We start from the raw sequence: 25,027 nt of genomic DNA, 5'->3' as shown, positions 1-25,027 counted from the left end.
CGGTGTCAGCGGGCGCGTACGCCGTCCATGAGCAGGTCGAGCAGCCGGTCCACCTCGCCGGGGGCGTGCTGCGCGGCCATGCCCAGGCCGGTCACCAGCGTCACCAGGGTGGGCACGTCCAGGTCGGCGCGGGCCGCGCCGGCGCGCTGCGCCCGCTCCAGCACGGTGGCGGCGGCGGACCTGAGCACCCCGGCGCAGTACGAGGTGTCGTCCGCGCTGGAGTGCATCACGGCCTGGGACAGCCCGCGGTTGGTCGCCGCGTAGCGCAGGACCAGGGCGATCCAGCGGCTGAGGGCCTCGTCCGGCGGCACGCTCTCCACCAGCTCCCTGGCCTTGGACTCCAGGGTGGTCAGCCGGTCGTGGAAGACCGCCTCCAGCAGGTCGTCGCGGGTCGGGAAGTGCCGGTACAGGGTGCCCGCGCCGACCCCGGCGGATCTGGCGATCTGGTCCAGGGGCACCTCGATGCCCTGGTCCTCCACGGCCTGTCTGGCCGCGGCGACCAGCCGTTCGTGGTTGCGGCGGGCGTCGGCGCGCATGCGGGCTCCCGAGGACGGTTGCGGAAGCGGAGAGAGCATCCGTATAGTTACGGACGGTGATACCGGAGACTCTCTCCGTTCTCCTGTCTGCCCCCCAATTGTCCCCGAAGGAGCCGTGGACGACCATGGACCCCCGCATCCCGGCCGCCGCCGGCCGATGGCGCCGCGCCGGGGCCACCCGCGGCAGGGCGCTGCTCACCGGGATCCGGCGCGCCGGGGCTCGTCTCGCCCTGACTCGTCCCGCCGGGGCTCGCCCCGGCCTGGCCCGTCCCGGCGGGTTCCGCCCCGTCCGCGGCGTGTGCGGCGCGGGGCCCCGGGGTGGGGCCGTCCGCGCCGCGGGCGGCTCAGCGCACGGGGTGGCCCGCGGCGCGCAGCGCGTCCTTGACCTGACCGATCCTCATGTCCCCGAAGTGGAACACGCTCGCCGCGAGCACCGCGTCCGCCCCCGCCGCCACGGCCGGGGCGAAGTGCGCGGGGCTCCCCGCTCCCCCGGAGGCGATCACCGGCACGGTGACGCGCTTGCGCACGGCCTCGATCATCTCCGTGTCGTAGCCGTCCCTGGTGCCGTCGGCGTCCATGGAGTTGAGCAGGATCTCCCCCGCGCCGAGCTCCGCCGCCCGGGCCGCCCACTCCACGGCGTCCAGGCCCGTGCCCCGGCGCCCGCCGTGGGTGGTCACCTCGAAACCGGAGGGGGTGACGGTGCCCTCGGGGCAGCGGCGGGCGTCCACGGACAGCACCAGCACCTGGCGGCCGAACCGCTCGGCGATCTCCGCGACGAGTTCGGGCCTGGCGATCGCCGCGGTGTTCACGCCGACCTTGTCCGCCCCGGCACGCAGCAGCTTGTCCACGTCCTCCACGGTGCGCACCCCGCCGCCCACCGTCAGCGGGATGAAGACCTGCTCGGCGGTGCGGCGCACCACGTCGTAGGTGGTCTCCCGGTCGCCGGAGGAGGCGGTGATGTCCAGGAAGACCAGTTCGTCGGCGCCCTCCGCGTCGTAGACCTGCGCCATCTCCACCGGGTCCCCGGCGTCCCGCAGGTTCTGGAAGTTGACGCCCTTCACGACGCGGCCGTTGTCCACGTCGAGGCAGGGGATGACCCGTACGGCCAGACTCACGCGTGCTCTCCTGGTTCCGTTGCTTGTCCGGCCGGCGACTGCGCGCGCCCCGGCAGGAAGGCGTCCATCTCGACCTCCACCAGCAGCCGCGAGTCCACGAACCCGGAGACCACCAGCATCGAGGCGGCCGGGAGCACCTCGCCGAACAGCTCCCGGTGGGCGCGGGCGACCGCCTCCACGTCCCGCACATGGGTGAGGTACATCCGGGTGCGCACCACGTCGGCGGCGCCGAGCCCGAACTCCTCGAGCGCGGCGAGGCCCGTCGCGAAGGCCGTCTTGGCCTGCTCGTACGGGTCACCCTCGTGCAGCACCCCGCCTCCGCCGGAGGACGTGCAGCCGCTGACCAGCACCCAGTCGCCCGCCCGGACCGCACGGGAGCCGCCGAGGCTCTCCCCCCAGGAGGTGTCGGCCGGCACCCGCAGCGGGAGGTCGTCGTGGCCGGGGCGGGGGCCTCCCGGACGGGGGACGGGAGAGGTTGGCGAGGTCATCGGGACACTGCCTCCAGCGCCTCTTCGAGGGTGAACGCCTGGTCGTACAGGGCCTTGCCCGTGATGGCGCCCTCCACACCTTCGGGCACCAAAGTGGCGATGGCCCGCAGGTCGTCGAGGCTGGAGACGCCGCCGCTGGCGATGACGGGGCGGTCGGTGGCGGCGCACACGTCCCGCAGCAGGCGGAGGTTGGGGCCGGTCATGGTGCCGTCCTTGGCGACGTCGGTGACCACGTAGCGGGCGCACCCGTCGGCGTCGAGCCGGGCCAGGGTCTCGAACAGGTCGCCGCCCTCGCGGGTCCAGCCGCGGCCGCGCAGGGTGGTGCCGCGCACGTCGAGGCCGACGGCGATCTTCTCGCCGTGCTCGGCGATGGCCCGGCGCACCCAGTCCGGGGACTCCAGGGCCGCGGTGCCGAGGTTGACGCGGGCGCAGCCGGTGTCCAGCGCGGCCTTCAGGGAGGCGTCGTCGCGGATGCCGCCGGACAGCTCGACCTTGACGTCCAGGCGGCCGACGACCTCGGCGAGCTGGTCGCGGTTGTCGCCGGTACCGAACGCGGCGTCCAGGTCCACCAGGTGGATCCACTCGGCGCCCGCCTCCTGCCAGGCGAGCGCGGCGGCCAGCGGGTCGCCGTAGCCGGTCTCGGTGCCGGACTCGCCCTGCACCAGGCGTACGGCCTGGCCGTCGCGCACGTCGACGGCGGGCAGGAGGATGAGGCGGTTGCTGCTCATGTGCGGGTCGTCTTTCGGACGGCCGGCCGACGGGGAGCCGCCGGACGGGGGCGGTCGGGGTGAGAGCGGTCGGGGCGGGGGCCGGGTGCCGGTCCGGGGATCGGGCCGGGGCCGGCCGGGGTGGAGGGCCGGGGTTGAGGGCTGGGGTGGAGGGTTGGAAGGGGGTCGGTTCCGCCGGGGCGGAAGGGGTGGGGCGGGCGGGGAGGTGCTCGGTGTCGCCGCGCGGGTGGCGGTGGACGGGGAATGGCGGGCGAGGGGGTGGGTCAGAGGGTGCCGAGCCAGTTGCGCAGCAGTTGCGCGCCGGTGTCGCCGGACTTCTCCGGGTGGAACTGGGTGGCCCACAGCGGGCCGTTCTCCACCGCGGCGACGAACGGCTCCCCGTGGGTGCTCCAGGTCACCAGGGGCGGACGGAGGTGGTCGGCGGGCTTCAGCTCCCACTCCCGCACACCGTAGGAGTGCACGAAGTAGAACCTGGTGCCCTCCGCCAGGCCGGCGAACATCCGCGAGCCCTCCGGCGGCCGCACGGCGTTCCAGCCCATGTGCGGCACGACGGGCGCCCGTAGCGGCTCCACGGTGCCGGGCCACTGGTCGCAACCCGCCGTCTGAACGCCGTGCTCGACGCCGCGGGCGAAGAGGATCTGCATGCCGACGCAGATGCCGAGCACCGGGCGGCCGCCGGACAGGCGGCGCTCGATGATCCAGTCGCCGCGGGCCGCGGTGAGGCCGCGCATGCAGGCGGCGAAGGCGCCGACGCCGGGCACGAGCAGCCCGTCCGCGTTCATCGCCGCCTCGTAGTCGGCGGTGATCTCCACCTCGGCGCCGGCGTGGGCGACGGCGCGCTCCGCGGAGCGGACGTTGCCGAATCCGTAGTCGAACACGACCACGCGCTTGCTCATCTTCTTCCAGGGCCCTTTCTCGACCGGGCTTGGGGGCGGGGCTCGCGGGCCGCGCCGGGCGGTGCGGCCGGCCGACGGCACCGGGCCGGGCGGCCGGGCGCGGTGCGCGACCGGGTGGCGTGCGGCCGGGTGCGGCGGCATCCGGTGGGCGGGCCGCCGCGGCGGGGCCTAGAGCTGCATCAGCCCGGCGACCAGCGACATGGCGGAGCCGATGCCCAGCAGCACGATCACGCCGGTGGGCTGCTTCTGCTTGACGAAGGAGATCACCCCGCCGAGGAGGAACAGCCCGAGCACGATGAGGAGCATGGGGGCGGTGTCCATCACAGGGCGCCCTTCGTGGAGGGGATGCCGGTCTGGCGCGGGTCCGGCTCCGCGGCGTACCGCAGGGCGCGGGCGAGCGCCTTGAACTGGCACTCCACGATGTGGTGCGCGTTGCGCCCGTAGGGGACGTGGACGTGCAGCGCGATCTGCGCCTGGGCGACGAAGGACTCCAGGATGTGCCGGGTCATCGTGGTGTCGTAGGAGCCGATCATGGGGGCCATGCCCTCCGGCTCGCGGTGCACCAGGTAGGGGCGGCCGGAGAGGTCCACGGTCACCTGCGCCAGGGACTCGTCCAGCGGCACGGACGCGTCGGCGAAGCGGCGGATGCCGCGCTTGTCGCCCAGCGCCTGCCGGAACGCGGCGCCCAGGGCGAGCGCGGTGTCCTCGATGGTGTGGTGGGTGTCGATGTGCAGGTCGCCGTCGGTCTTGGCGGTGAGGTCGAACAGGCCGTGCCTGCCGAGCTGGTCGAGCATGTGGTCGAAGAAGCCGACGCCGGTCGAGACGTCGACCTGCCCGGTGCCGTCGAGGTCGATCTCGACCAGGACGGAGGTCTCCTTGGTGGTGCGCTCCACGCGGCCCACGCGGGTCATGCGCTGTTCTCCTGTCTGTCCTCGGTGACGGCCGTGCCCCCGCCCGCCGCGGTCTCCTTGGTGACGGCGCGCACCGCGTCGAGGAACGCGTCGTTCTCGGACGGGGTGCCGGCGGTGACCCGCAGCCAGCCGGGCACTCCGTTGTCCCGGACCAGCACGCCGCGGTCCAGCAGCGCCTGCCAGGCCGCGTGGCTGTCCTCGAACCGGCCGAACTGCACGAAGTTCGCGTCGGAGTCGGTGACCTCGCAGCCGATGGCGCGCAGCTCCGTCACCAGGCGGTCCCGTTCCGCCTTGAGCTGCCGGACGTAGCCCAGCAGGGTGTCGGTGTGCTCCAGCGCCGCCAGCGCCGTGGCCTGGGTGACGGCGGACAGGTGGTACGGCAGGCGGACCAGTTGCACGGCGTCGACCACGGCCGGGTCGGCGGCGAGGTAGCCCAGGCGCAGCCCGGCGGCCCCGAACGCCTTGGACATGGTACGGGAGACCACCAGAAGGGGTCGGCCCTCGATGAGCGGCAGCAGCGAGGGGCGGTGGGAGAACTCCACGTACGCCTCGTCCACCACCACCAGCGACGGCTTGGCGGCCTGCGCGGCCTCGTACAGGGCCAGCACGGTCCCGGCCTCGACCGCGGTGCCGGTCGGGTTGTTCGGCGAGCAGACGAACACCACGTCGGGGCGGTGCTCGGCGATGGCGGCCACGGCGGCGTCCACGTCGATGGTGAAGTCCTCGCGGCGCGGGCCGGCGAGCCAGGTGGTGCCGGTGCCGCGGGAGATCAGCGCGTGCATCGAGTACGACGGTTCGAAGCCGAGCGCGCTGCGGCCGGGGCCGCCGAACGTCTGGAGGAGCTGCTGGATGACCTCGTTGGAGCCGTTGGCCGCCCACACGTGCTCGCGGGTGACCGGGTGGCCGGCGGTGCGGGTGAGGTAGGCGGCAAGTCGGGTGCGCAGCTCGACCGCGTCCCGGTCGGGGTAGCGGTTGAGGGTGCGCGCGGCCTCGGCGACCCGCTCCGCGATCCTCGCCACGAGCGGCTCGGGCAGCGGGTAGGGGTTCTCGTTGGTGTTCAGCCGGACCGGGACGTCGAGCTGGGGCGCCCCGTAGGCGGTCTTGCCGCGCAGCTCGTCCCGGATCGGCAGGGCGTCGGCGCGGCTCACTCGCCCGGCACCTCCCATCCGAACCTGGCCTTGACCGCGGCGCCGTGCGCCGGCAGGTCCTCGGCCTCGGCGAGGGTGACGACGTGGTGGGCCACCTCGGCGAGCGCGTCGCGACTGTAGTCCACGACGTGGATGCCGCGCAGGAAGGACTGCACGGACAGGCCGGAGGAGTGGCAGGCGCAGCCGCCGGTGGGCAGCACGTGGTTGGAGCCCGCGGCGTAGTCGCCGAGGGAGACGGGGGCGTGCGGGCCGACGAAGATCGCGCCGGCGTTGCGCACCCGGGCGGCCACGGCGGCGGCGTCCGCGGTCATGATCTCCAGGTGCTCGGCGGCGTAGGCGTCGACCACCGCCAGGCCCTGCTCGAGGTCGTCGACCAGCACGATCCCGGACTGCCGGCCGGAGAGCGCCTCGGTGATCCGCTCGCGGTGCCGGGTGGCCTCGACCTGCCGCTTGAGCTCGGTCTCGACGGCGTCGGCGAGGACGGTGGAGTCGGTGACCAGGACGGCGGCGGCCAGCGGGTCGTGCTCGGCCTGGCTGATCAGGTCGGCGGCGACGTGGACGGGGTCGGCGGAGTCGTCGGCGAGGACGGCGATCTCGGTGGGACCGGCCTCGGAGTCGATGCCGATCCGCCCCTTGAGCAGGCGCTTGGCCGCGGCAACGTACACGTTGCCCGGGCCGGTGACCAGGTGGACCGGGCGGCACTCGTCGGTGCCGTAGGCGAACATCGCCACGGCCTGCGCGCCGCCGGCCGCGTACACCTCGTCGACGCCGAGCAGCGCGCACGCGGCGAGGATCGTCGGGTGCGGCAGTCCGCCGAACTCCTTCTGCGGCGGGGAGGCCACGGCCATGGACGCCACCCCGGCCTCCTGCGCCGGGACCACGTTCATCACCACCGACGACGGGTAGACGGCTCGCCCACCGGGTACATAAAGACCGACCCGCTCCACGGGGACCCACCGCTCGGTGACGGTGCCGCCGGGCACGACCCTCGTGGTGGTGTCGGTGCGCCGCTGGTCCCGGTGCACCGCGCGGGCGCGGCGCACGGACTCCTCCAGCGCCGCCCGCACCTTCGGGTCCAACTCGTCCAGAGCACTGGCCAAGGCCTCACCCGGCACCCGCACGGCGGTCAGCCTCACGCCGTCGAACCTCTCCGCGTACTCGATCAGCGCCGCCGTGCCGCGATGGCGCACGTCGTCGCAGATCGGCCGCACCCTCTCCAGGGCGGCCTCGACGTCGAGCTCGGCGCGGGGCAGCAGGTCGCGCGGGTCTCGGGTGGAGCCGCGCAGATCGATTCGGGAGATCACCCTGTCAAGTGTAGAGAGCCCCTCCGGCGTCCGTGCCGACCCGCCACTCCGTGAGACGGCCCCGGCCCCACCGGTCGGGGCACCCGCTCCGTCCCGCCACCGATACGATCTTCCTATGACTGTCCCGCGCGCCCGGGCGCGCGCCGCGGGGACCGCCACCGGTACGGAGGGGGCCCGCACGCCAGGGGCCAGCACGGGAGGGGGGCGTCGCGCGTGACGGACGATCCGCCGGTCACCGAGCCGCCGGAGGACTTCACCGACGTCGAGCGGCAGATGTGGCACGCGTTCCGCGGCGGCGAGGCGTACGACCTGCGCACGGGGGTGCCCGAGCTGGACAACCCCGGCACCAGCCGGGTGTGGGGCCCGGAGCGCACCGTCCGCGCCGGCGCCGTCGCCCGGCTGCTGCTGGACGGGCCGCCCGCCCATCCCGGCACCGTCGCCTGCCTGAAGCTGTCCGGCGCCCGCATCTCCGGCCAGCTCAACCTGGCGGGGGGCACGGTGACGCCCTACGTGGAGCTGCACAACTGCCAGTTCGAGCAGCAGATCCTGATGCCGGAGTGCAGCTTCACCACGCTGCGCATGGTGCGGTGCGCGATCCCGAGGATCGAGGCGGCGCGCATGTCCACCGCGGGCGACCTGCACCTGCCGCAGTGCACCGTCCCGGGCGGCATACGCATCACCGACGCCAACATCGGCACCGACTTACTGCTGAACCAGCTCGTGGTGCAGGCCGACCGGCACGGCCGCGCGATATCCGCGGACGGCCTGACGGTGGCGCAGGACGTCGAGGCGGAGCTGATCAAGGCCACCGGTGAGATCAGCCTGCGCAGCGCGCGCATCGGCGGGCGGCTCAGCCTGCGCGGCAGCGCCCTGCGCAACCCCACCGGCCGCCAGGCGCTGAACGCGGCCCGGATCACCATCGAGCACACCCTCTACCTCAGCTCGGGCTGGGTCAGCGGCACCCTGACCGGCACCGGCACCCCGCCGGGCGGTGTGCGCACCCGGCACTTCTCCTGCGACGGCGGGGTGCGCCTGGACGACGGCAGGTTCGGCAACGCCATCGTCATCGACCGGGCGACGTTCCTGCTCACCGCGAGCCAGGAGCTCTCCCTGCGCCGGGTGCAGACCCCGGAGCTGCGCTTCACCCCGGAGGCGCCGCCGAGCGGCCGGATCGTGCTGTCCAGCGCCAAGGTCGGCAACCTGGTCACGGAGGCGGCGTGCTGGCCGGGCGCGGGGCTGATCGACGTCTCGGGCTTCACCTACGAGTCGCTGCGCCCCACCGGCCCCTTCTCCCTCAAGGCCCGCCTGGAGTGGCTGGCCAACGCCACCCCCGAGTACAGCCCGGAGCCGTACGAGCAGCTCGCGGCGGCGCTGCGCGCGGACGGCCTGGACGAGGAGGCGCGGGAGGTGCTGCTGGCCAAGCAGCGGCGCCGCCGCGAGACGCTGCCGCTGGCGGCCCGGATGTGGGGCTACGCCCAGGACATCACCGTCGCCTACGGCTACCGCCCCGGGCGCGCGGCGGTGTGGATGGCGGTGCTGTGGGCGCTGGGGTCGGTGTACTTCGCGGCGAACCCGCCGCCGCCGATCCGCAGGAACGAGAGCCCCGACTGGGAGCCCGGCCTGTACGCGCTCGACCTGCTGCTGCCGGTCATCGACCTGGGGCAGGACCACGCGTGGCGCACGGAAGGCATCCACCAGTGGGTGGCGGTGGCGATGGTGCTGCTCGGGTGGGTGCTGGCGACGACGGTGGCGGCCGGCGCGTCGCGGCTGCTGCGGCGGAACTGAGGGGGCGGGGCCCGGACCGGCCAGGGGACGTACCGGCCGGAACGGGACGGGATCGCAGCGAGGGGGCCGGGCACGCCCGGCCCCCTCCCGTCCGCGCGGGCCCGGCCCTCAGCCCTTGGCCCGCAGGAAGGCGCTGGTGGACACCACCCCGGCCAGCTCGAACCGGGTGTCCGTGGTGAGGTACTCGTCCGTCGCCTCCTTCACCCCCGGCCAGGTCCGGTCGCCGTAGTCGTCCACGACCACCACGCCGCCGGGCGCGACGATCTCCTCGACCCACCGCAGGTCGTCGCGCACGCCCTCCGCCGAGTGGTCGCCGTCCACCACGACCACCCCGTAGGCGCGGTCGGACACCGCGGCGCGGATGTCGGGGTCGCCGGAGAACCCGCGGTGCAGCCGGACCCGCTCCTCCGGCACCCCGGCCAGCTCCAGGTTCGCCCGGACCACGGCCTCGCTGACCGGTGAGCCCGAGGGGTCCTTGGGGTTGTCGGTGCCCGGCTGGAGCTGCACGTCGGCCAGCGGGTCGACGATGGTCAGCGAGCAGCGCTGCCCGGTGCGCGAGAACTGCCGGGCGAGCGCGGAGGAGAACAGGCCGAACAGGGTGCCGATCTCCAGCACGTCGGCGTTCGGCGGGCCGAGGAGCAGCGGGGTGGTGAGCTTGCCGAGGATGTTGGGCGTGCCGCCCGCGATCCGGCCGACGCCGCGCATCTCCACCTCGACCAGGGTCCGGAAGGCGGCGGCGACGTGCGGGCGCACGTTCCGCTCCCCGGTCGCGGCCTCCACCTGCTTGACCAGGGTGTCGATGGACCCCTTGGTCGGCATCCGCGGCGAGGGCCGCCCCTCCTTGCCGAACAGCAGCTCCAGGGTGTACCGGGACACCCGGGCCTCCTGGAGTTCCCTGGACACCGCGTCGAGCCGCGCGCGCAGCTCCTTGACCTCGGCGGCATTCGACTTGCGGATGGCGCGCTCGATACGGCGGTCAAGCTGTTCGATGATCGGCCGCAGCGCCTTGCGTGCGGCGGCGGAGCTCAGAGATGGCATACCCAGCAGCCCAGCAGATGACCGGCATGATGAACACAGATCAGAACATGCTTTCGCAGAATTGATGCCGAGAGTTAACCTCCGGCCAACATTCAGAGGAGGCAGCACCGTCGACGACCGCACCGCGCCCGGCGCCGATCTCCACCTCGAGCTGGACCTCACCGGCCGCGGAGGAGTGCGCGCCGCGCTGACCCGCGCCCTGCGCGAGGCCGTCCGCACGGGCCGCCTCGCCCCGGGCACCCGCCTGCCGCCGTACCGCTCCCTCGCCGCCGACCTGGGCGTCTCCCGCAACACCGTGGCCGGCGCCTACGCCGAGCTGGTCGCCGAGGGCTGGCTCACCGCACGCCAGGGCTCGGGCACCTCCGTCGCCGAGCCCGCCGCCCCGCCCCGGCCGCCCCGCCCGCCGCACCCCGCCCCGCCCGGCGCGCCCCGCCCCGCCCGCGACCTGTCCCAGGGCCGGCCCGACGCGTCCGCCTTCCCCCGCGCCGCCTGGCTCGCCTCCGCCCGGCGCGCCCTGGCCGCCGCGCCCGCCGAGGCGTTCGGCCCGGGCGACCCGCAGGGCCGCCCCGAGCTGCGCCTGGCGCTCACCGAGTACCTCGCCCGGGTCCGCGGTGTGCGCGCCGCCCCGGAGCGCATCGTCGTCTGCTCCGGCTTCGCGGGGGCGCTGCGCCTGCTGGTCCGGGTGCTGCGCGGCCCGTGGGCGGTGGAGTCCTACGGCCTGCCGTTCCACCGGGGCATCCTCACCGGCGCGAGGATCCGCACGGTCCCGCTGCCCCTGGACGCGGCGGGCGCCGACGTCTCCGGCCTGGCCGCCACCGGTGCCCGCACCGCCCTGCTCACCCCCGCGCACCAGTTCCCCACCGGCGGGCCCCTGCACCCCGAGCGGCGCTCGGCGCTGGTCAACTGGGCGGCGGCCACCGGCGGCCTGGTGGTCGAGGACGACTACGACGGCGAGTTCCGCTACGACCGGCAGCCGGTGGGGGCCGTGCAGGGCCTGGACCCGGACCGGGTGGTCTACGTCGGCTCGGCCAGCAAGAGCCTGTCCCCGGCGCTGCGCGTCGGCTGGATGGTCCTGCCCGCGCACCTGGTTCCCGAGGTGGTGGCCGCCAAGGGCGTGCGCGAGCCGCACACCGGCGTCCTGGACCAGCTCACCCTGGCCGACTTCATCGCCTCCGGCTCCTACGACCGCCATGTCCGCCGGATGCGCCACGGCTACCGCCGCCGCCGCGACGCCCTGGTGGCGACCCTCGCGGCGCGGGCGCCCCACATCCGCGTCACCGGCATCGCCGCGGGCCTGCACGCGGTCCTCGCCCTCCCGGCGGGCACGGAGGGCCCCGCGCTCCGCGCCGCCGCCCGGGAGGGCGTCGCCCTGGACGGCCTGGCCGCCTACCGCCACCCCGACGCCCCGGCGGCCCCGGCCGACGGCCTGGTCGTCGGCTACACCACCCCGCCCGCCCACGCCTACGACGCGGCCCTGGACGCCCTGTGCCGCGCCCTGCCCGCACCGCCGGCCTGACGGGCCGCCACGGGCGGCGCGCCGGCGCCCGCCCGGCCCCGCCCCGCCCCTCCGCGCGGGGCCCGCCCGGCGGTGAGCGGTTGGAATCCCAGGGCGGAGGGCAGTTTTTACATTCCGGCAACACGCGATGCCCGCTCCGCTCGGCCAGGAGGAGGCCGCCATGAACGCGCGCGTCAGGTCCGCCGTCGCTGGGTCGCTCGGGACCGTGCTGGTCCTGTCCCTCACCGCCGCCTGCGGCGGCGGCTCCGGAGGGGACGAGGACACCGTCGAGGTCGTCTACAACCGCAGCACGGACAGCAACAACCGCTACATGGACGACTACCTGTCCGACGTCAAGAAGCAGTTCGAGAAGGCCAACCCGGGCCGGAAGGTCGAGCTGGTGCCGATCCAGGCGCCGCAGGGCGACTACTACTCCAAGGTGCAGCTCATGCTGCGGTCGCCGCGCACCGCCCCCGACCTGGTGTACGAGGACACCTTCCTGATCAACTCGGACATCGAGAGCGGCTATCTGACGCCGCTCGACGACTATCTGAAGGACTGGCCCGAGTGGGGGCGGTTCCTCGACACGGCCAAGGCCGCGGCCAGGGCGCAGGACGGCAGGACGTACGGGGTGCCGGACGGCACGGACACCCGCGGGCTCTGGTACAACAAGGACCTCTTCCGCAAGGCCGGGCTGCCCGTCCCGTGGCAGCCGCGGAACTGGGACGAGGTGCTGGACGCGGCCCGGACGGTGCAGCGGCGGCTGCCCGGCGTCATCCCGCTGCACCTGTACACCGGGAAGGGGCCCGGCGAGGCGTCCTCCATGCAGGGGTTCGAGATGCTGCTGTACGGGACCGGTGACGGCACGGGCCTGTACGACGCCGGGCGGAAGAAGTGGGTGACGGGGAGCGAGGGCTTCCGGGACGCGCTCGAATTCCTCGACACGGTGTTCGAGGAGGAGCTCGGGCCGCCCCGGGAGGAGGCGCTCGACCCGAACGTCGAGACCAGCGTCGCCACCCAGTGGCTGCCGGAGAACCGGCTCGCCATCGACCTCGACGGGTCGTGGATGGGCAACAAGTGGATCGAGACCGGCACCAAGCCGTGGCCCGCGTGGTCGAAGGTGCTCGGGCAGGCCGCCATGCCCACGCAGCACGGGCAGGCGCCGGGGAAGGTGAGCATGTCCGGCGGGTGGACCTGGGCCATCCCGGCGAAGGCGGGCAACCCCGACCTGGCGTTCGAGTTCCTCAAGACGCTCCAGACCAAGGAGAACGCGGTCCGGTACAACATCGTCAGCGCGAACATCGCGGTGCGCGAGGACGTGGCCGCCGACCCCGAGTACCTGAGGTCCATGCCGGGGGTGGAGTTCTTCACCGGGCTGGTGCGGTACACGCACTACCGGCCCGCGCTGCCCGCCTACCCGCAGGTGTCCACGGCGATACAGGAGGCCATGGAGGCGGTGACCACCGGGCAGGCGGATCCCGCGCAGGCGCAGCGGACCTACGACGAGACCGTCGCGAGCGCCACCGACGGAGCGGTGACCGGTGGGTGAGGCCGCGCAGGCCGCCGTCCGCCCGGTGCGGACAACGATGTCCCGGCCCGGCGGGGTGCGGCGCACGGTGCTGCGGGGGCTGCCGCTGCTGCCCGCGGTGGTGCTGCTCGCGCTGTTCCTGGCCGGGCCGATCGGGTACTGCGTGTACTACGCGTTCACCGACATGCGGCTGACCGGGGCCGCGGAGATCAGCTTCGTCGGGTTCGACAACTTCACCAAGGCGTTCGGGGACGAGAACTTCCGCAACGCGGTGTGGCTGACGCTGGTCTTCACGGTGCTGTCGTCGATCGTCGGCCAGAACACCCTCGGCCTCGCGCTGGCGCTCCTGATGCGGCGGGCGTCGCGGGCGGTGCGCCAGGTGACCGGGACGGTGGTCATCGCGGCGTGGGTGCTGCCGGAGATCGTCGCCGCCTACCTGCTGTACGTGTTCTTCCGGCGGGAGGGGGAGCTGAACGCGCTGCTCGACGCGGTGGGCCTGCCGGAGCAGAACTGGCTGTACACCGCGCCCATCATCGCCGTCTCCGTCGCGAACGTGTGGCGGGGCACGGCGTTCTCGATGCTGGTGTACTCGGCGGCGCTGGACGAGGTGCCGCGCGAGATCGAGGAGGCCGCCCAGGTGGACGGGGCGCGGCGCCGGCAGCGGCTGTGGCATGTGACGCTGCCGCTGATCCGGCGGTCCATCGGGACGAACCTGATGCTCAACACGCTCCAGACCCTGTCGGTGTTCGGGCTGATCTACGCGATGACGCGGGGCGGGCCCGGGAACAAGAGCCAGACACTGCCGCTGTACATGTACGAGCAGGCGTTCAAGAACAGCCTCATCGGCTACGGCACGGCGGTGGCGCTGATGCTGCTGCTCGTCGGGGCGCTGTTCTCCGCCGTCTATCTGCGGCTGCTGCGGACGGAGGTGGACCAGCGGTGAGTGCTCCGGTGCTGCGCCGGCGGCGGGTCGTGGAGCGGCTGGCCGTGCACACGGTGCTGCTGGGGGTGGCGGTGTGCTTCGCGGTGCCGTTCGGGTGGCTGCTCGCGGCGTCCGTGGACGGGGACGCGGACCTGCGGGTCGCCGCCCCCGATCCGCTGACCGCGGACAACTTCCGGGCGGTGCTCGACACCGAGACCACCTACCGGCCGATGCTGAACAGCCTGGTGCTGTGCGGGGGCGCGACCGCGCTGTGCGTGGTGTGCGCGGTGCTGGCGGCGTATCCGCTGTCCCGGTACCGGTCGCGGCTGAAGCGGCCGTTCCTGCTGACGATCCTGTTCGCCACCGGGCTGCCGATCACCGCCGTGATGGTGCCGGTGTACGGGATGTTCGTGCAGGTCAACCTGATCGACACGATGTACGGGACGGTGTGGTTCCTGGCCGCTTCCGCGCTGCCGTTCGCGATCTGGCTGATGAAGAACTTCATGGACGGCGTCCCGATGGTGCTGGAGGAGGCGGCGTGGACCGACGGCGCCTCGGGCATGCAGACGCTGCGGCGGGTGGTGCTGCCGCTGATGTGGCCGGGCGTGGTGGTGGTGACGATCTACACGTTCATCGCCATGTGGGGGAACTTCTTCGTGCCCTTCATGCTGCTGCTCTCCCCCGACCAGTTGCCCGCGTCCGTGAGCATCTTCAGCTTCTTCGGGGCGCAGGGGTCGGTGCAGTACGGGCAACTGGCGGCGTTCTCGATCCTGTACTCGGTGCCGGTGGTGGTGCTGTACGCGCTGATGTCCCGGCGCCTGGGGGGCGGGTTCGGGCTGGGCGGGGCGCTGAAGGGGTGAGGCGCGCGGGGGTGAGGGGCGCGCGGGCCGGGTAGCGCGCAGGTGCGTGACCAAAGTGGCCGTGGCGGTGAGCGGATGCGGAGGTGGGCGGCGTGCACGACGACCGTCAGCAGGTGGAGCAGCGCCTGGAGCGGGTGCTGCGGGAACGGGTCCGGCCGGCGGTGCACGCCGTCTCGGTGCCCCTGGCCGTCGAGGTGTGGCACGCGCCGGGCGAACCGGTGCCCGTGGCGGAGGGGCTCGCCGCCGAGTACCGCCCCGCCCGGGTCGGCGAGCGGTGGGGGCCGCCGTGGGGGACGAGCTGGTTCCGGCTGACGGGGGCGGTGCCGCGCCCGTGGGCGGGGCGGGCCGTGGAGGCCGTCGTGGACGTGGGGTTCGGGACGGAGCAGCCGGGGTTCTCCGCGGAGGGGCTCGTGTACCGGGCGGACGGATCGGTGGTCAAGGGGCTGCATCCGCGCAACCGGTGGGTGCGGGTCGCGGAGCGGGCGGCCGGGGGCGAGGCCGTCGAGCTGTACGTGGAGGCGGCGGCGAACCCGCTGATCGCGGGGCCCGTCACCCCGCTGGGGGACACCCGGACCGCGCCGGGCGAGCCGCTGTACCGGCTCAACCGCTGCGACCTGGCGGTGTTCGAGGGGCCGGTGTGGGAGCTGGTGCGGGACCTGGAGGTGCTGGGGGAGCTGATGCAGGAGCTGCCCCTGGAGGCGCCGCGCCGCTGGGAGGTGCTGCGGGCGGTGGAGCGGTCCCTGGACGCGCTGGACCTCGACGACGTGCCGGGCAGCGCCCCCGCCGCGCGCGAGCGGCTCGCCGGGGTGCTGGCCGCGCCGGCGCACGCCTCCGCGCACCGGGTCTCCGCGGTCGGGCACGCCCACATCGACTCGGCGTGGCTGTGGCCGCTGCGGGAGACGGTGCGCAAGGTCGCCCGCACCGCCGCGAACGTCACCGCGCTGATGGACGACCACGAGGGCCTGGTGTTCGCCATGTCGCAGGCCCAGCAGTGGGCGTGGCTGAAGGAGCACCGGCCCGAGGTGTACGCCAGGGTCGGGGAGAAGGTGGCCGCGGGGCGGTTCGTGCCCGTGGGCGGCATGTGGGTGGAGTCGGACACGAACATGCCGGGCGGGGAGGCGCTGGCGCGGCAGTTCGTCCACGGCAAGCGGTTCTTCCTCGAGGAGTTCGGGATCGAGACCGAGGAGGTGTGGCTGCCGGACTCCTTCGGCTACTCCGCGGCGCTGCCGCAACTGGTGCGGCTGTCGGGGTCGCGGTGGTTCCTCACCCAGAAGATCTCCTGGAGCGCGACGAACCCCTTCCCGCACCACACCTTCTGGTGGGAGGGCCTGGACGGGACCCGGGTGTTCACCCACTTCCCGCCGGTGGACACCTACAACGGCGAGTTCTCCGGGCGGGAGATGGCGCACCTGGTGCGCAACTTCCGGGAGAAGGGCGCGGCGCGGCGCTCCCTGGTGCCGTTCGGGTTCGGTGACGGCGGCGGGGGGCCGACCCGGGAGATGCTGGCGCGCGCGGAGCGCCTGGCGGACCTGGAGGGCTCGGCGCGGGTGGAGATCGAGCGGCCCGCCGCGTTCTTCGCCAAGGCGGAGGCGGAGTACCCCGACGCGCCGGTGTGGGTGGGCGAGCTGTACCTGGAGCTGCACCGGGGCACGTACACCTCGCAGGCGCGGATGAAGCAGGGCAACCGGCGCAGCGAGCACCTGCTGCGGGAGGCGGAGCTGTGGGCCGCGACGGCGGCGGTGCGGTGCGGCTTCCCCTACCCGTACCGGGAGCTGGACCGGATCTGGAAGACGGTGCTGCTGCACCAGTTCCACGACATCCTGCCGGGGTCGTCGATCGCGTGGGTGCACCGGGAGGCGCGCGCCGCCTACGAGCGGATCGAGCGGGAGCTGACCGGGATCGTCGCGGCGGCGCAGCGGGCGCTGGCCGGCCCCGGGCCGGGGACGGTGGTGTTCAACGCGGCGCCGCACGCCAGGTCGGGGGTGCCGGCGGGCGGGGCGTCGCCGCTGGCCGTGCCGGGCGCGTTCTCGGTGAGCGCGGTGGAGCGGCCGGAGGGCGGCTGGCTGCTGCACAACGGGGTGCTCCAGGTGGCGGTGGACGCCCGCGGCCTGGTGACCTCGGTGTACGACGTGACGGGCGAGCGGGAGACCCTGGCGCCGGGGCAGGCGGCGAACCTGCTCCAGTTGCACCCGGACCTGCCCAACCACTGGGACGCCTGGGACGTGGACGCCTTCTACCGCAACACCGTCCGGGACCTGGCGGACGCCGACGAGGTGGCGCTGCTGGGCGGGGACGACCCGCAGTCGGCCGGGGTGCGGGTGGTGCGCTCCTTCGGCTCCTCCCGGGTGGAGCAGACGGTGGAGCTGCGGGCGGGCTCGGGCGCCGTGGAGTTCACCACGAAGGTGGACTGGCACGAGCGGGAGAAGTTCCTGAAGGCGGCGTTCCCGCTGGACATCCGCGCGGACCGGTCCGCGGCCGAGACCCAGTTCGGGCACGTGCACCGGCCCACCCACACCAACACGAGCTGGGAGGCGGCGAAGTTCGAGATCTGCGCGCACCGCTTCCTGCACCTGGCCGAGCCGGGCTGGGGGGCCGCGCTGGTCAACGACTCCACCTACGGGCACGACGTGACCCGCGCGGTCCGCGACGACGGCGGCACCACGACCACCGTGCGCCTGTCGCTGCTGCGGGCGCCGCGCTTCCCCGACCCGGACACCGACCAGGGCGAGCACGTCTTCCGGTACGCGCTGGTGCCGGGCGCGGGGATCGCGGACGCGGTGCGCGAGGGGTACCGGATCAACCTGCCGGAGCGGCGGGTGCCGGGGGCGGCGGCCGTGGTGCCGCTGCTGGCGGTGGACAACGAGGCCGTGGTGCTGGAGTCGGTCAAGCTCGCCGACGACGGCAGCGGGGACGTGGTGGCACGGCTGTACGAGGCGCACGGCGGGCGGGCGCGGGCGGTGCTCACCCCCGGGTTCCCCGTGGGCTCGGTGACCGTGACGGACCTGCTGGAACGGCCGCTCGGGCCGGGAGCGCTGGAGGTGTCGCTGCGGCCGTTCGAGATCCGGACGCTGCGGCTGTCCCGCTCACCGGCCGCCGGGGCGGACACCACTGGGGCGGGCGGGCCGGGCCGCGTACCCTAGCTGCCTGTGACCGTGCGGCTGCCCCTGTTCCCCCTGAAAACCGTCCTCTTCCCGGGGCTCGTGCTGCCCCTGAACGTCTTCGAGGAGCGCTACCGCAGGCTCGTCGCCGACCTGACCGCGCTGCCCGAGGACACGCCGCGGCGGTTCGGGGTGGTGGCGATCAGGGACGGCAGCGAGGCGGCGCCCCTGCCCGGCGGGGGCGCCGCCGACGCGACGGCCGGCTACGGGCCCGACCTGGAGCGGGCCCTGTACCCGGTGGGGTGCGTGGCCGAGGTCGCCTCGGTGCGGACCCTCCCGGACGGGCGCAGCGAGCTGCTGACGTCGGGCACGACCCGGTTCCGGGTGCGGTCGCTCGACGCCTCGGGGCCGTACCTGGTGGCGGACGCGGAGCAACTGCCCGAGGTGCGCGGCCAGGGGGCGGGGGCGCTGGCGGCGTCGGTGGCGCGGGTCTTCACCACGTACAACAAGCGGCTCGCCGGGGCCCGGGAGCAGACGCTGACCTCGTCCTCGGTGGACGACCTGTCCGACGACCCCTCGGTGCTGTCCTACCTGGTGGCGGCGGCGACGGTGGTGGACCTGTCGGTGAAGCAGCGGCTGCTGGAGGCTCCGGACACGGCGGCGCGGCTCGCGGACGAGCTGGAGCTGCTGCGGCGGGAGGCCGCGGTGCTGGGGAAGCTGCCGTCGCTGCCCGCGACGGAGCTGACCCGGCAGGTGCCGAGCCCGAACTAGCCCCGGCGGGGGCACCGGGCCGGGGCCGGGTGCGCCTGGCGGCACCTGGTCGGGTCGTTCGGCTTCGGGTTGTTCGGCTTCGGGTTGTTCGGGCCTCATCGAGAAGGAGGGCGGCTGGGCGTGGCCAAGAAGGCCAAGGGGGCGGCGGGGACCCCCGCGACGGTGGCGTTGACGGCGGCGGGCGCGGAGTTCACCGTGCACGCCTACGCGCACGACCCGGCGGTGCGCTCCTACGGGGAGGAGGCCGCGGCGGCGCTGGGCACCGACCCGGCGCGGGTGTTCAAGACGCTGGTGGCCGAGGTGGACGGGGCGCTGACGGTGGCGGTGGTGCCGGTCAGCGGGTCGCTGGACCTCAAGGCGCTGGCGGCCGCGGTCGACGGCAAGCGCGCGGCCATGGCGGACCCCGCCGCGGCGGAGCGCGCCACCGGGTATGTGCGGGGCGGCATCTCGCCGCTGGGCACCCGCCGCAGGCTGCCGACGGTGGTGGACGCCTCGGCGCTGGAGCACGGGACGGTGTTCGTCTCGGCGGGGCGGCGCGGTCTGGAGCTGGAGCTGCCCCCGGGTGAGCTGGTGCGGCTGACCGGGGCGGTGACGGGCGCCATCAGCCGGGGCTGAGCCGCCCGCCGCGGCGCGGCGCGGGCCGCGGCCGGAAGTGTGCGGCGGTCCGTGATCGGTTGCGCACGGGGGGTTGCGCACGCGGGAGAGCGGAGTGACGATCCCGGGAACGCCAGGCCGCGTCCGGGGAGGTGCGCATGCCGTCCAAGCGGAGCCGCAAGCGCAGGGCACGCCGCAAGCGCAGGGCCAACCACGGGAAGCTGCCCGCCTGAGCGGCGGCGGGCCGACCGGGCCGAGGGAGGGTGCCGTGCGCAGCGTCCTCGTGGTGGGAGCCGGGCAGGCCGGGCTGCTGCTGGCCCTGGGGCTGCTGGACCGGGGGTACGCCGTGACGGTGGTGACCGACCGGGACCCGGAGCGGATCAGGGCCGGCCCGGTCACCTCCACCCAGGTGCTCTTCGCCCGGGCCCTGGCCGTGGAGCGCGGGCTGGGGCTCGACCTGTGGCGGGAGCGGGCGCCGCTGATGCGGAACACGCGGTTCACCGTGTCCGGCCCCGGCGGCCGGCCCGCCGTGGACTGGGCCGGGGACTGCGGCGGCGCGAGCTCCGTCGACCAGCGGCTGAAGATGTCCACCTGGCTGGAGCTGTTCGCGCGGCGCGGCGGGCGGGTGCTGATCCGCGCGGTGGACGCCGCCGGGCTGGACGCGCTGGCGGGCGGGCACGACCTGGTGGTGGTGGCCGCGGGCCGGGGGGAGCCGGTCCGGCTGTTCCCGCGCGACCGGGCCCGCTCCGCGCACCACCGGCCGCCTCGGCACCTGGCCGCGGTGTATCTGCACGGCACCGCCCCGGGCCCCTCGGACGACGGGCCGACACTGCGCATCGACACCGTGCCGGGCGCCGGCGAGATCGTCTTCATGCCCGCGCTCACCCTGTCGGGGCCGTGCGAGATCGCGCTGGTGGAGGCCGTGCCGGGCGGTCCGCTCGACGTCTTCGGCACCCTGCGGGACCCCGGCGGGGTGTGGGCGCTGACGCGGGACCTGATACGGGCGCACACGCCGTGGGAGTACGCGCGGGTGCGCGCCGCGGAGCCCACCGACGGGCGGGCGGCGCTGTGCGGCGCGTTCACGCCCGTCGTCCGGCACCCCGTCGCGGCGCTGCCCTCCGGACGCCTGGTGCTCGGGCTGGGGGACGCGGTGGCGCTGGTCGACCCGGTCGCCGGGCAGGGCGCCAACAACGCCTGCCACGCCGCGGCCCGCTGTCTGCGGCGGATCACCGGGCACGGGGACCGGCCGTTCGACGCGGCGTGGATGCGGGCCACGTTCGAGGACGCGTGGCGCACCCGGCTCCGCGACAGCGTCCGGTTGACCGACACACTGCTGCTCGCCCCGCCGCCGGAGCATGTGCTCGCCCTGCTGCGGGCGGCCGGCGGCGACCCGCGGCTGGCCGACCTGATAGCCCGCGGCAACGACCGGGTGGAGGAGCTGACGGAGCTCCTCCTCGACCCCCGGGCGGCGTACGCGTACCTGGCGGCGGCGGCCGGGGAGTAGGAGCCGCGGGGGCGGCCCCCGCGGCGGGGCGTCAGTGCCCGGTGGGGCCCCGCGGCGCGTCCTTCGGGGGCGGGCCGGGAAGGGGCCCGGCCGGCGGAGTTCCGGCCGGAGGCGGCGGGGGCTGGTCCGCGGAGGGCTGGTCCGCCGGGGGCTGGGGATGCGGCGGGGGCCAGGGGGCGGGCGGCCGGGGCTGGGGGTCGCGGGGACCGAAGGCGGCGGTCAGCAGCAGGTGCGTGGCCATCGCCAGGATCGGCCAGACCAGGAGGGCGGCCTTCGCGCGCAGCTCCAGGGGGTGGTCGAAGACCTTTCCCGCGCCGACCTCGCGGGCGCGGGCGCGGATGTCCTGGCCGGGGCCGAGCAGCACGCCCAGCCGCCAGGCGACGAGCGCGGCGAGCAGGCTGCCCGCGGCCAGGCCGACCACCACGGCCACCCCGCCGCGGCGGCGCAGCCCGAACACCACGGCCGCGCTGACCACGCCGAACCCGGCGGCCAGCAGCGTGAACCAGCCGTCCATCCCGATGGCCTGCTCGCCCTCGCCGTCGGCGGGGTAGATCGCCCGGCCGTCCGAGACGAGCGGCAGGCGCGGCGCGAACCAGAGCCACAGCAGCCCCAGCAGCACCCCGGACACGCCGACCGCGAGCGCGACGGCCGTGCCCGTGCGGATCTCCGCGGCCACGTCCTGCCGAGCCGCACCGGGCTCCGCGCCGGCGGGCCCGGGCAGGGGCGCGGAGCCCTCGGTGGCGTCGCCGGGGTACGGGTGGGGTCCGGGTGGGGGCATGGGTGCGCTCACCCCCTCATCGTCCCACGACCGCTACCGGCTCGCGGCCCGGCGGTACGCCCAGGTGGCGACGGCCAGGGAGGCCACTCCGACGGCCGCGCACACGGACAGGTCCGCGCCCACCCTCGCCCAGTCGGGGCTGTGGTCGAACGAGTGGGCGAGCGCCTCCACGCCGTAGGTGGACGGCAGCAGGTCCCGCAGCCACCGCACGGGGCCGGGCAGCCCCGACGCGGGCAGCACCCCGAGCAGCAGCGCCGCCGACATGCCGAGCTGGCCCGCGAGCGTGGCCAGCTCCTGCCGCGGCGCCAGCAGCCCCAGCGCCGCCCCGAGCCCGGCCAGCGCCGCCCCGGCCAGCGGGATCACCGCCACGAGCACCCACAGATGGGCCAGGGGCAGCTCGAACAGCAGCGAGCCCACCACCGCGGTGACCACGGTGCCCGGCACGGTGAACGAGGCGTACGCCCCCGCCGCGCCCAGCACCACCGCCGCCGGGGGCACCGGCAGCGTCGCGTAGTGGTCCAGGCCGCCCGAGGCCCGCAGCGCGCCGAAGTACTGGGCCAGCAGGTTGAGCGCGACGAACGCGACCACCAGCACGCTGGAGCCCGCCACCACGGCCCGCGCCGCCTCGCCGTCCCCGGCGTCGACGACGCCGCGCATCATGACCATGATCCCGACGGACTGGAAGGTGGCCACGAACAGCAGCGGCATCCGCGCCACCCGCGCCCGCGACAGTTGCGCCCGGTACACGGCGGCCATCGACGGCAGCAGCCGTGCCCGGGGCGCCAGCGGCGCCGCCCCGACGACGCCGTCCTCTTCGTCCTGCGCGCACCCGCTTCCCGCGGGAGCGCCGTCCGGCAGGGTGTTCCCGCCGAAGCGGGGCACCGCGGAGGAGACGCTCACCGGCCGCCCCCCTCGTCCTCGTCCGCGCCCGGCCCGCCCTTGCCGACGGCTGCCCGCCTCACTGCTTCACCAGCCCCTCTCCCCTGCCGCCCAGCCGCAGATAGACGTCCTCCAGACTGGGCGTGGCCAGGGTGAAGTCGTCCAGCGCCGCGAACGCGGGGCCGCCGGTCACCGTCGCCACCACCCCGCGCGCCTCCTCCGGTGTCAGCCGCAGCGTCCACCGGCGCCCCGCGGCCACCGCCCTGCCCTCCAGCGCGGCCACCTCGGGCACGTGCCGGGGCGGGCTGTCCCGCCACACCAGGTCCAGCCGCACCTCGCCGGCCACCAGCGCCTTCAGCCCCGCGGGCGAGTCGCAGGCGATCACCCGGCCGTGGTCGATCACCGCGACCCGGTCCAGCACCGTCTCCGCCTCGATGACGTTGTGGGTGACCAGCAGCACCGTGGCCCCCCGCTCGGCCCTGCGCCGGTCCACCGCCGCCCACACCGCGCGCCGGGCGACCGGGTCCATGCCGGTCGTCGGCTCGTCCAGCACCAGCACGGGGCGCTCGCCGACCAGCACCGCGGCCAGGCAGGCGAGCCTGCGCTGGCCGCCGGAGAGCTTGCGGACGGGGCGGGACGCCAGCGGCTCGAGGCCCAGCTCGGCCAGGACCAGGTCGCGCTCGCGGCGGGCGGCGCGGGCGGTCATGCCCCGCAGGCGGCCCGTGGTCTCGGCGGCCAGCGCCACCGTCATGTCGTCGAGCGCGCTGGACTCCTGGCCGAGGTAGCCGATCAGCCGGGAGGCCCGCTCGGGGTGGCGCACCAGGTTGTGGCCGAGCACGTCCACGCTGCCGGAGTCCGGGCGCAGCAGCCCGGTGAGCTGGCGGACCAGGGTGGACTTGCCCGCGCCGTTGGGGCCGAGGATGCCGAACACCTCGCCGCCGCGGACGCTGAGGCTGATGCCGTCGTTGGCGCGGACCGGCTCGGCGGGGGTGCCGCGGCCACGGCCGCCCGGATAGGTCTTGACCAGGTCGCGTACGGTGCACACGGCGGTGCCTCGCCGCTGGGCGGCGGTGTCCGGCGTCGGCCCTGTACGCGTCCTCACGGGCAACGAGACTACGCCGCGCGGTGGGGCGCCCGTGCCACTGGGGTGGGTTGCCCCGGTACGGGGCCGGGGCGCCGGGAGGGGGCGGCGCCGGTTCCGGGGGTGGTTTCCCGGGGCCGGCGGGCGGTCGCGACGGGGCCGGGTGCCCGTCGCCTGAGGCCGGGGCGGGGGCCGGGGTCAGGATTCCGCGGGGGCGCGTTCGCCCGTCCTGGTGTCCACCTCGCGCCAGAAGCCGGCCCGGATCGCGTAGCGGTCGTGCTCGTCGATCTGGTCGTCCTTGTGCGCCAGCAGGCCGAACCTGGCCGCGTAGCGCAGCAGCTCGCCGTCCACCCGGTGCGGGATGCGCGGGTACTCGCGGGAGAGGGCCTCCAGGTGCCCGGGGTCGGGGAGGCGGGAGATCCAGCGGCGGGCGAAGACCTGGCCCACCTCGAACGGGTCGCCGCCGACCGTGGTGATGTCCTCCTCGCGGTCGGCCCAGCGCTGCTCCGCGGTGGTGAGCTGGGCCAGGGTGGGCAGGTCGGCGCCCTCCGGCCCGCCGGTGGGGCGCTCCACCCAGCCCTTGTCGGACGACCAGCGCAGCACCGCGGTGTGCGGCTGGGGGTGCGGGGCGGCCGGGCCCGACAGCGCGGGGCGGCCGAGCCCGGCGAGGTCCTTGGGGGTGGGCACGCCCTTGGCCGGGGCGGGGCCGACCGCCTCGGCGGCGCTCCTGCCGTTCTTGGCCACCGCCGGGGGCCGCTCCGGCTCGGCCTTGGCGGGCACCGACTCGGGCAGCGGCGCGGAGAGGATGGCGGCGATCTCGGGGCGGGGGGCGGTGGGCGCGCACGTCACCGTGGTCTCGCGGGCCTTGACCGCGCGGGTGATCCACTCCCGGTCCAGCACCCGCCGCTCGTCCGCCTCGGCGACCAGGTCCTCGGACTGGTTGTAGTCGCCGTCGGCGGCCTGCACCGCCCACAGGTGGACGGCGACGCCGTGCTCCTTGGCGGCCATCATCCCCGGCAGCAGGTCCCCGTCGCCGGTCACCAGGACCACGTCGGCGCAGGCCCGGTTGCGGGCCAGCTCGGACAGCTCGGCGTGCATGGCCGCGTCCACGCCCTTCTGCGCCCACCGCCCGTCCGCCTTGGTCAGCGCGCCGAGGCGGACGGTGACGCGGGGCATCACCCGCAGCCGCCGGTGCTCCGGCTGGGGGACCCGGTCGGGCGCGCCGTCGAACCAGTAGATGCGCAGCAGGGGCTGTCCCGTCTCGGCCTCGGCCCGCTCGCGCAGGCCCTGGACCAGGGCGGTGTGATCGACGGTGATGCGGGATCGCGCGGGCTCGCCGGCCAGGAGGCTCGCGGCGGCGCCCAACAGGTATCCGGCGTCCACCAGGACGACGCAGCGGTCCACGTTCCACCTCTTCCGGTCGGCCCCCGGCTTGGGTTTTCTTGAGTCTGCCCCACTGTGCCCGGGTTATAGGACCGAACTCGATCATCGGCGTGGCGAATTGGCCAGGCCGGTGATGCGCCCGGAATGCGGGTTGTCGCAACTCATGAAACTCCGTGCGAGGCGGA

The 25,027-nt window shown here is 75.1% G+C and carries 24 protein-coding genes; 10 read left to right on the top strand and 14 right to left on the bottom strand.

All coding sequences use genetic code 11. The features are described 5' to 3' along the window. Window positions 1-5 precede the first annotated feature (5 nt). From ACYVO2_RS22965 to hisD, 9 genes are all read right to left on the bottom strand, one after another. Window positions 6-536, bottom strand: a complete 531-nt coding sequence (locus tag ACYVO2_RS22965; RefSeq protein WP_461009826.1) for a TetR/AcrR family transcriptional regulator — start codon at window positions 534-536, stop codon at window positions 6-8. 344 nt (window positions 537-880) lie between these two features. Then, window positions 881-1,651 (bottom strand): imidazole glycerol phosphate synthase subunit HisF, encoded by a 771-nt coding sequence (gene hisF / locus ACYVO2_RS22960; RefSeq protein WP_461009825.1) that lies wholly within the window; start codon window positions 1,649-1,651, stop codon window positions 881-883. Continuing rightward, entirely contained in the window at window positions 1,648-2,139 is a 492-nt protein-coding gene (locus tag ACYVO2_RS22955; protein WP_461009824.1) for a Rid family hydrolase, read from the bottom strand. Before ACYVO2_RS22955 ends, hisF begins: the two co-directional genes overlap by 4 nt. Beyond that, window positions 2,136-2,867 (bottom strand): bifunctional 1-(5-phosphoribosyl)-5-((5-phosphoribosylamino)methylideneamino)imidazole-4-carboxamide isomerase/phosphoribosylanthranilate isomerase PriA, encoded by a 732-nt coding sequence (gene priA / locus ACYVO2_RS22950; protein WP_461009823.1) that lies wholly within the window; start codon window positions 2,865-2,867, stop codon window positions 2,136-2,138. Before priA ends, ACYVO2_RS22955 begins: the two co-directional genes overlap by 4 nt. 263 nt (window positions 2,868-3,130) lie before the next feature. After that, window positions 3,131-3,763, bottom strand: coding sequence for an imidazole glycerol phosphate synthase subunit HisH (hisH, locus tag ACYVO2_RS22945; RefSeq protein WP_461009822.1), 633 nt, complete (start codon window positions 3,761-3,763; stop codon window positions 3,131-3,133). Window positions 3,764-3,931: 168 nt separating this feature from the next. Further along, window positions 3,932-4,084, bottom strand: a complete 153-nt coding sequence (locus tag ACYVO2_RS22940) for a hypothetical protein (RefSeq protein WP_461009821.1) — start codon at window positions 4,082-4,084, stop codon at window positions 3,932-3,934. Next, entirely contained in the window at window positions 4,084-4,674 is a 591-nt protein-coding gene (gene hisB, locus ACYVO2_RS22935) for an imidazoleglycerol-phosphate dehydratase HisB (RefSeq protein WP_461009820.1), read from the bottom strand. The genes ACYVO2_RS22940 and hisB overlap by 1 nt, the downstream gene beginning before the upstream one ends. Further along, a complete protein-coding gene (locus ACYVO2_RS22930; protein WP_461009819.1) occupies window positions 4,671-5,822 on the bottom strand; it encodes a histidinol-phosphate transaminase in 1,152 nt (383 codons plus the stop codon). Before ACYVO2_RS22930 ends, hisB begins: the two co-directional genes overlap by 4 nt. Beyond that, a complete protein-coding gene (gene hisD, locus ACYVO2_RS22925) occupies window positions 5,819-7,126 on the bottom strand; it encodes a histidinol dehydrogenase (RefSeq protein ID WP_461009818.1) in 1,308 nt (435 codons plus the stop codon). Before hisD ends, ACYVO2_RS22930 begins: the two co-directional genes overlap by 4 nt. 273 nt (window positions 7,127-7,399) lie before the next feature. On the opposite strand from hisD, the gene ACYVO2_RS22920 reads away from it, so the two are divergent. Then, window positions 7,400-8,911 carry an oxidoreductase gene (locus ACYVO2_RS22920; RefSeq protein ID WP_461009864.1) on the top strand — a complete coding sequence of 504 codons (1,512 nt, stop codon included), beginning with the start codon at window positions 7,400-7,402 and terminating at the stop codon, window positions 8,909-8,911. 108 nt (window positions 8,912-9,019) lie between these two features. On the opposite strand, the gene ACYVO2_RS22915 is transcribed toward ACYVO2_RS22920, so the two are convergent. Continuing rightward, on the bottom strand, window positions 9,020-9,949 hold the full coding sequence (locus ACYVO2_RS22915; protein WP_461009817.1) for a class I SAM-dependent methyltransferase: 930 nt from the start codon (window positions 9,947-9,949) through the stop codon (window positions 9,020-9,022). Window positions 9,950-10,013: 64 nt separating this feature from the next. On the opposite strand from ACYVO2_RS22915, the gene pdxR reads away from it, so the two are divergent. From pdxR to ACYVO2_RS22870, 9 genes are all read left to right on the top strand, one after another. Further along, the gene (pdxR, locus tag ACYVO2_RS22910; protein ID WP_461009816.1) at window positions 10,014-11,465 is read left to right on the top strand and encodes a MocR-like pyridoxine biosynthesis transcription factor PdxR; all 1,452 of its coding nucleotides are present in this window, start codon (window positions 10,014-10,016) and stop codon (window positions 11,463-11,465) included. A 160-nt stretch (window positions 11,466-11,625) separates the two neighbouring features. Then, window positions 11,626-12,993 (top strand): ABC transporter substrate-binding protein, encoded by a 1,368-nt coding sequence (locus ACYVO2_RS22905; protein ID WP_461009815.1) that lies wholly within the window; start codon window positions 11,626-11,628, stop codon window positions 12,991-12,993. Between the two features lie 37 nt (window positions 12,994-13,030). Next, a complete protein-coding gene (locus ACYVO2_RS22900; RefSeq protein WP_461009863.1) occupies window positions 13,031-13,915 on the top strand; it encodes a carbohydrate ABC transporter permease in 885 nt (294 codons plus the stop codon). Next, window positions 13,912-14,754 carry a carbohydrate ABC transporter permease gene (locus ACYVO2_RS22895; protein WP_461009814.1) on the top strand — a complete coding sequence of 281 codons (843 nt, stop codon included), beginning with the start codon at window positions 13,912-13,914 and terminating at the stop codon, window positions 14,752-14,754. The genes ACYVO2_RS22900 and ACYVO2_RS22895 overlap by 4 nt, the downstream gene beginning before the upstream one ends. 92 nt (window positions 14,755-14,846) lie before the next feature. After that, window positions 14,847-17,894, top strand: coding sequence for an alpha-mannosidase (locus ACYVO2_RS22890; RefSeq protein WP_461009813.1), 3,048 nt, complete (start codon window positions 14,847-14,849; stop codon window positions 17,892-17,894). 6 nt (window positions 17,895-17,900) lie between these two features. Next, the gene (locus ACYVO2_RS22885) at window positions 17,901-18,623 is read left to right on the top strand and encodes an LON peptidase substrate-binding domain-containing protein (protein WP_461009812.1); all 723 of its coding nucleotides are present in this window, start codon (window positions 17,901-17,903) and stop codon (window positions 18,621-18,623) included. A 120-nt stretch (window positions 18,624-18,743) separates the two neighbouring features. Further along, window positions 18,744-19,238 carry a Cys-tRNA(Pro) deacylase gene (gene ybaK, locus ACYVO2_RS22880; RefSeq protein ID WP_461009811.1) on the top strand — a complete coding sequence of 165 codons (495 nt, stop codon included), beginning with the start codon at window positions 18,744-18,746 and terminating at the stop codon, window positions 19,236-19,238. Window positions 19,239-19,375: 137 nt separating this feature from the next. Then, window positions 19,376-19,450: a 50S ribosomal protein bL37 gene (locus ACYVO2_RS22875; protein ID WP_461009862.1), complete on the top strand. Its 75-nt coding sequence runs from the start codon at window positions 19,376-19,378 to the stop codon at window positions 19,448-19,450. A gap of 35 nt (window positions 19,451-19,485) precedes the next feature. After that, on the top strand, window positions 19,486-20,721 hold the full coding sequence (locus ACYVO2_RS22870; RefSeq protein ID WP_461009810.1) for a styrene monooxygenase/indole monooxygenase family protein: 1,236 nt from the start codon (window positions 19,486-19,488) through the stop codon (window positions 20,719-20,721). Window positions 20,722-20,752: 31 nt separating this feature from the next. Here ACYVO2_RS22870 and ACYVO2_RS22865 read toward each other — a convergent pair whose 3' ends face one another. The 4 genes from ACYVO2_RS22865 to ACYVO2_RS22850 all read right to left on the bottom strand — a co-directional run bounded on the left by ACYVO2_RS22865 (window position 20,753) and on the right by ACYVO2_RS22850 (window position 24,863). After that, entirely contained in the window at window positions 20,753-21,499 is a 747-nt protein-coding gene (locus ACYVO2_RS22865) for an ABC transporter permease (protein ID WP_461009809.1), read from the bottom strand. 33 nt (window positions 21,500-21,532) lie between these two features. After that, window positions 21,533-22,255 carry an ABC transporter permease gene (locus ACYVO2_RS22860; protein WP_461009861.1) on the bottom strand — a complete coding sequence of 241 codons (723 nt, stop codon included), beginning with the start codon at window positions 22,253-22,255 and terminating at the stop codon, window positions 21,533-21,535. 202 nt (window positions 22,256-22,457) lie between these two features. Beyond that, window positions 22,458-23,423 carry an ABC transporter ATP-binding protein gene (locus ACYVO2_RS22855; protein ID WP_461009860.1) on the bottom strand — a complete coding sequence of 322 codons (966 nt, stop codon included), beginning with the start codon at window positions 23,421-23,423 and terminating at the stop codon, window positions 22,458-22,460. A 234-nt stretch (window positions 23,424-23,657) separates the two neighbouring features. After that, complete coding sequence (locus ACYVO2_RS22850; protein ID WP_461009808.1) at window positions 23,658-24,863, bottom strand: NYN domain-containing protein; 1,206 nt, start codon at window positions 24,861-24,863, stop codon at window positions 23,658-23,660. Between the last annotated feature and the right edge of the window lie 164 nt (window positions 24,864-25,027).

The sequence above is a fragment of the Streptomyces capparidis genome (assembly GCF_054782095.1).
This window is presented reverse-complemented; position numbering and strand designations above follow the sequence as displayed.

Excerpts from the sequence above, each read along its gene's own strand:
- ACYVO2_RS22965 (WP_461009826.1), bottom strand. The coding sequence starts at position 536 with ATGCGCGCCGACGCCCGCCGCAACCACGAACGGCTGGTCGCCGCGGCC.
- ACYVO2_RS22955 (WP_461009824.1), bottom strand. The coding sequence starts at position 2,139 with ATGACCTCGCCAACCTCTCCCGTCCCCCGTCCGGGAGGCCCCCGCCCC.
- priA (WP_461009823.1), bottom strand. The coding sequence starts at position 2,867 with ATGAGCAGCAACCGCCTCATCCTCCTGCCCGCCGTCGACGTGCGCGAC.
- hisH (WP_461009822.1), bottom strand. The coding sequence starts at position 3,763 with ATGAGCAAGCGCGTGGTCGTGTTCGACTACGGATTCGGCAACGTCCGC.
- ACYVO2_RS22940 (WP_461009821.1), bottom strand. The coding sequence starts at position 4,084 with ATGGACACCGCCCCCATGCTCCTCATCGTGCTCGGGCTGTTCCTCCTC.
- hisB (WP_461009820.1), bottom strand. The coding sequence starts at position 4,674 with ATGACCCGCGTGGGCCGCGTGGAGCGCACCACCAAGGAGACCTCCGTC.
- ACYVO2_RS22920 (WP_461009864.1), top strand. The coding sequence starts at position 7,400 with ATGTGGCACGCGTTCCGCGGCGGCGAGGCGTACGACCTGCGCACGGGG.
- ACYVO2_RS22915 (WP_461009817.1), bottom strand. The coding sequence starts at position 9,949 with ATGCCATCTCTGAGCTCCGCCGCCGCACGCAAGGCGCTGCGGCCGATC.
- pdxR (WP_461009816.1), top strand. The coding sequence starts at position 10,014 with ATGCCGAGAGTTAACCTCCGGCCAACATTCAGAGGAGGCAGCACCGTC.
- ACYVO2_RS22905 (WP_461009815.1), top strand. The coding sequence starts at position 11,626 with ATGAACGCGCGCGTCAGGTCCGCCGTCGCTGGGTCGCTCGGGACCGTG.
- ACYVO2_RS22900 (WP_461009863.1), top strand. The coding sequence starts at position 13,031 with ATGTCCCGGCCCGGCGGGGTGCGGCGCACGGTGCTGCGGGGGCTGCCG.
- ACYVO2_RS22865 (WP_461009809.1), bottom strand. The coding sequence starts at position 21,499 with ATGCCCCCACCCGGACCCCACCCGTACCCCGGCGACGCCACCGAGGGC.
- ACYVO2_RS22860 (WP_461009861.1), bottom strand. The coding sequence starts at position 22,255 with ATGGCCGCCGTGTACCGGGCGCAACTGTCGCGGGCGCGGGTGGCGCGG.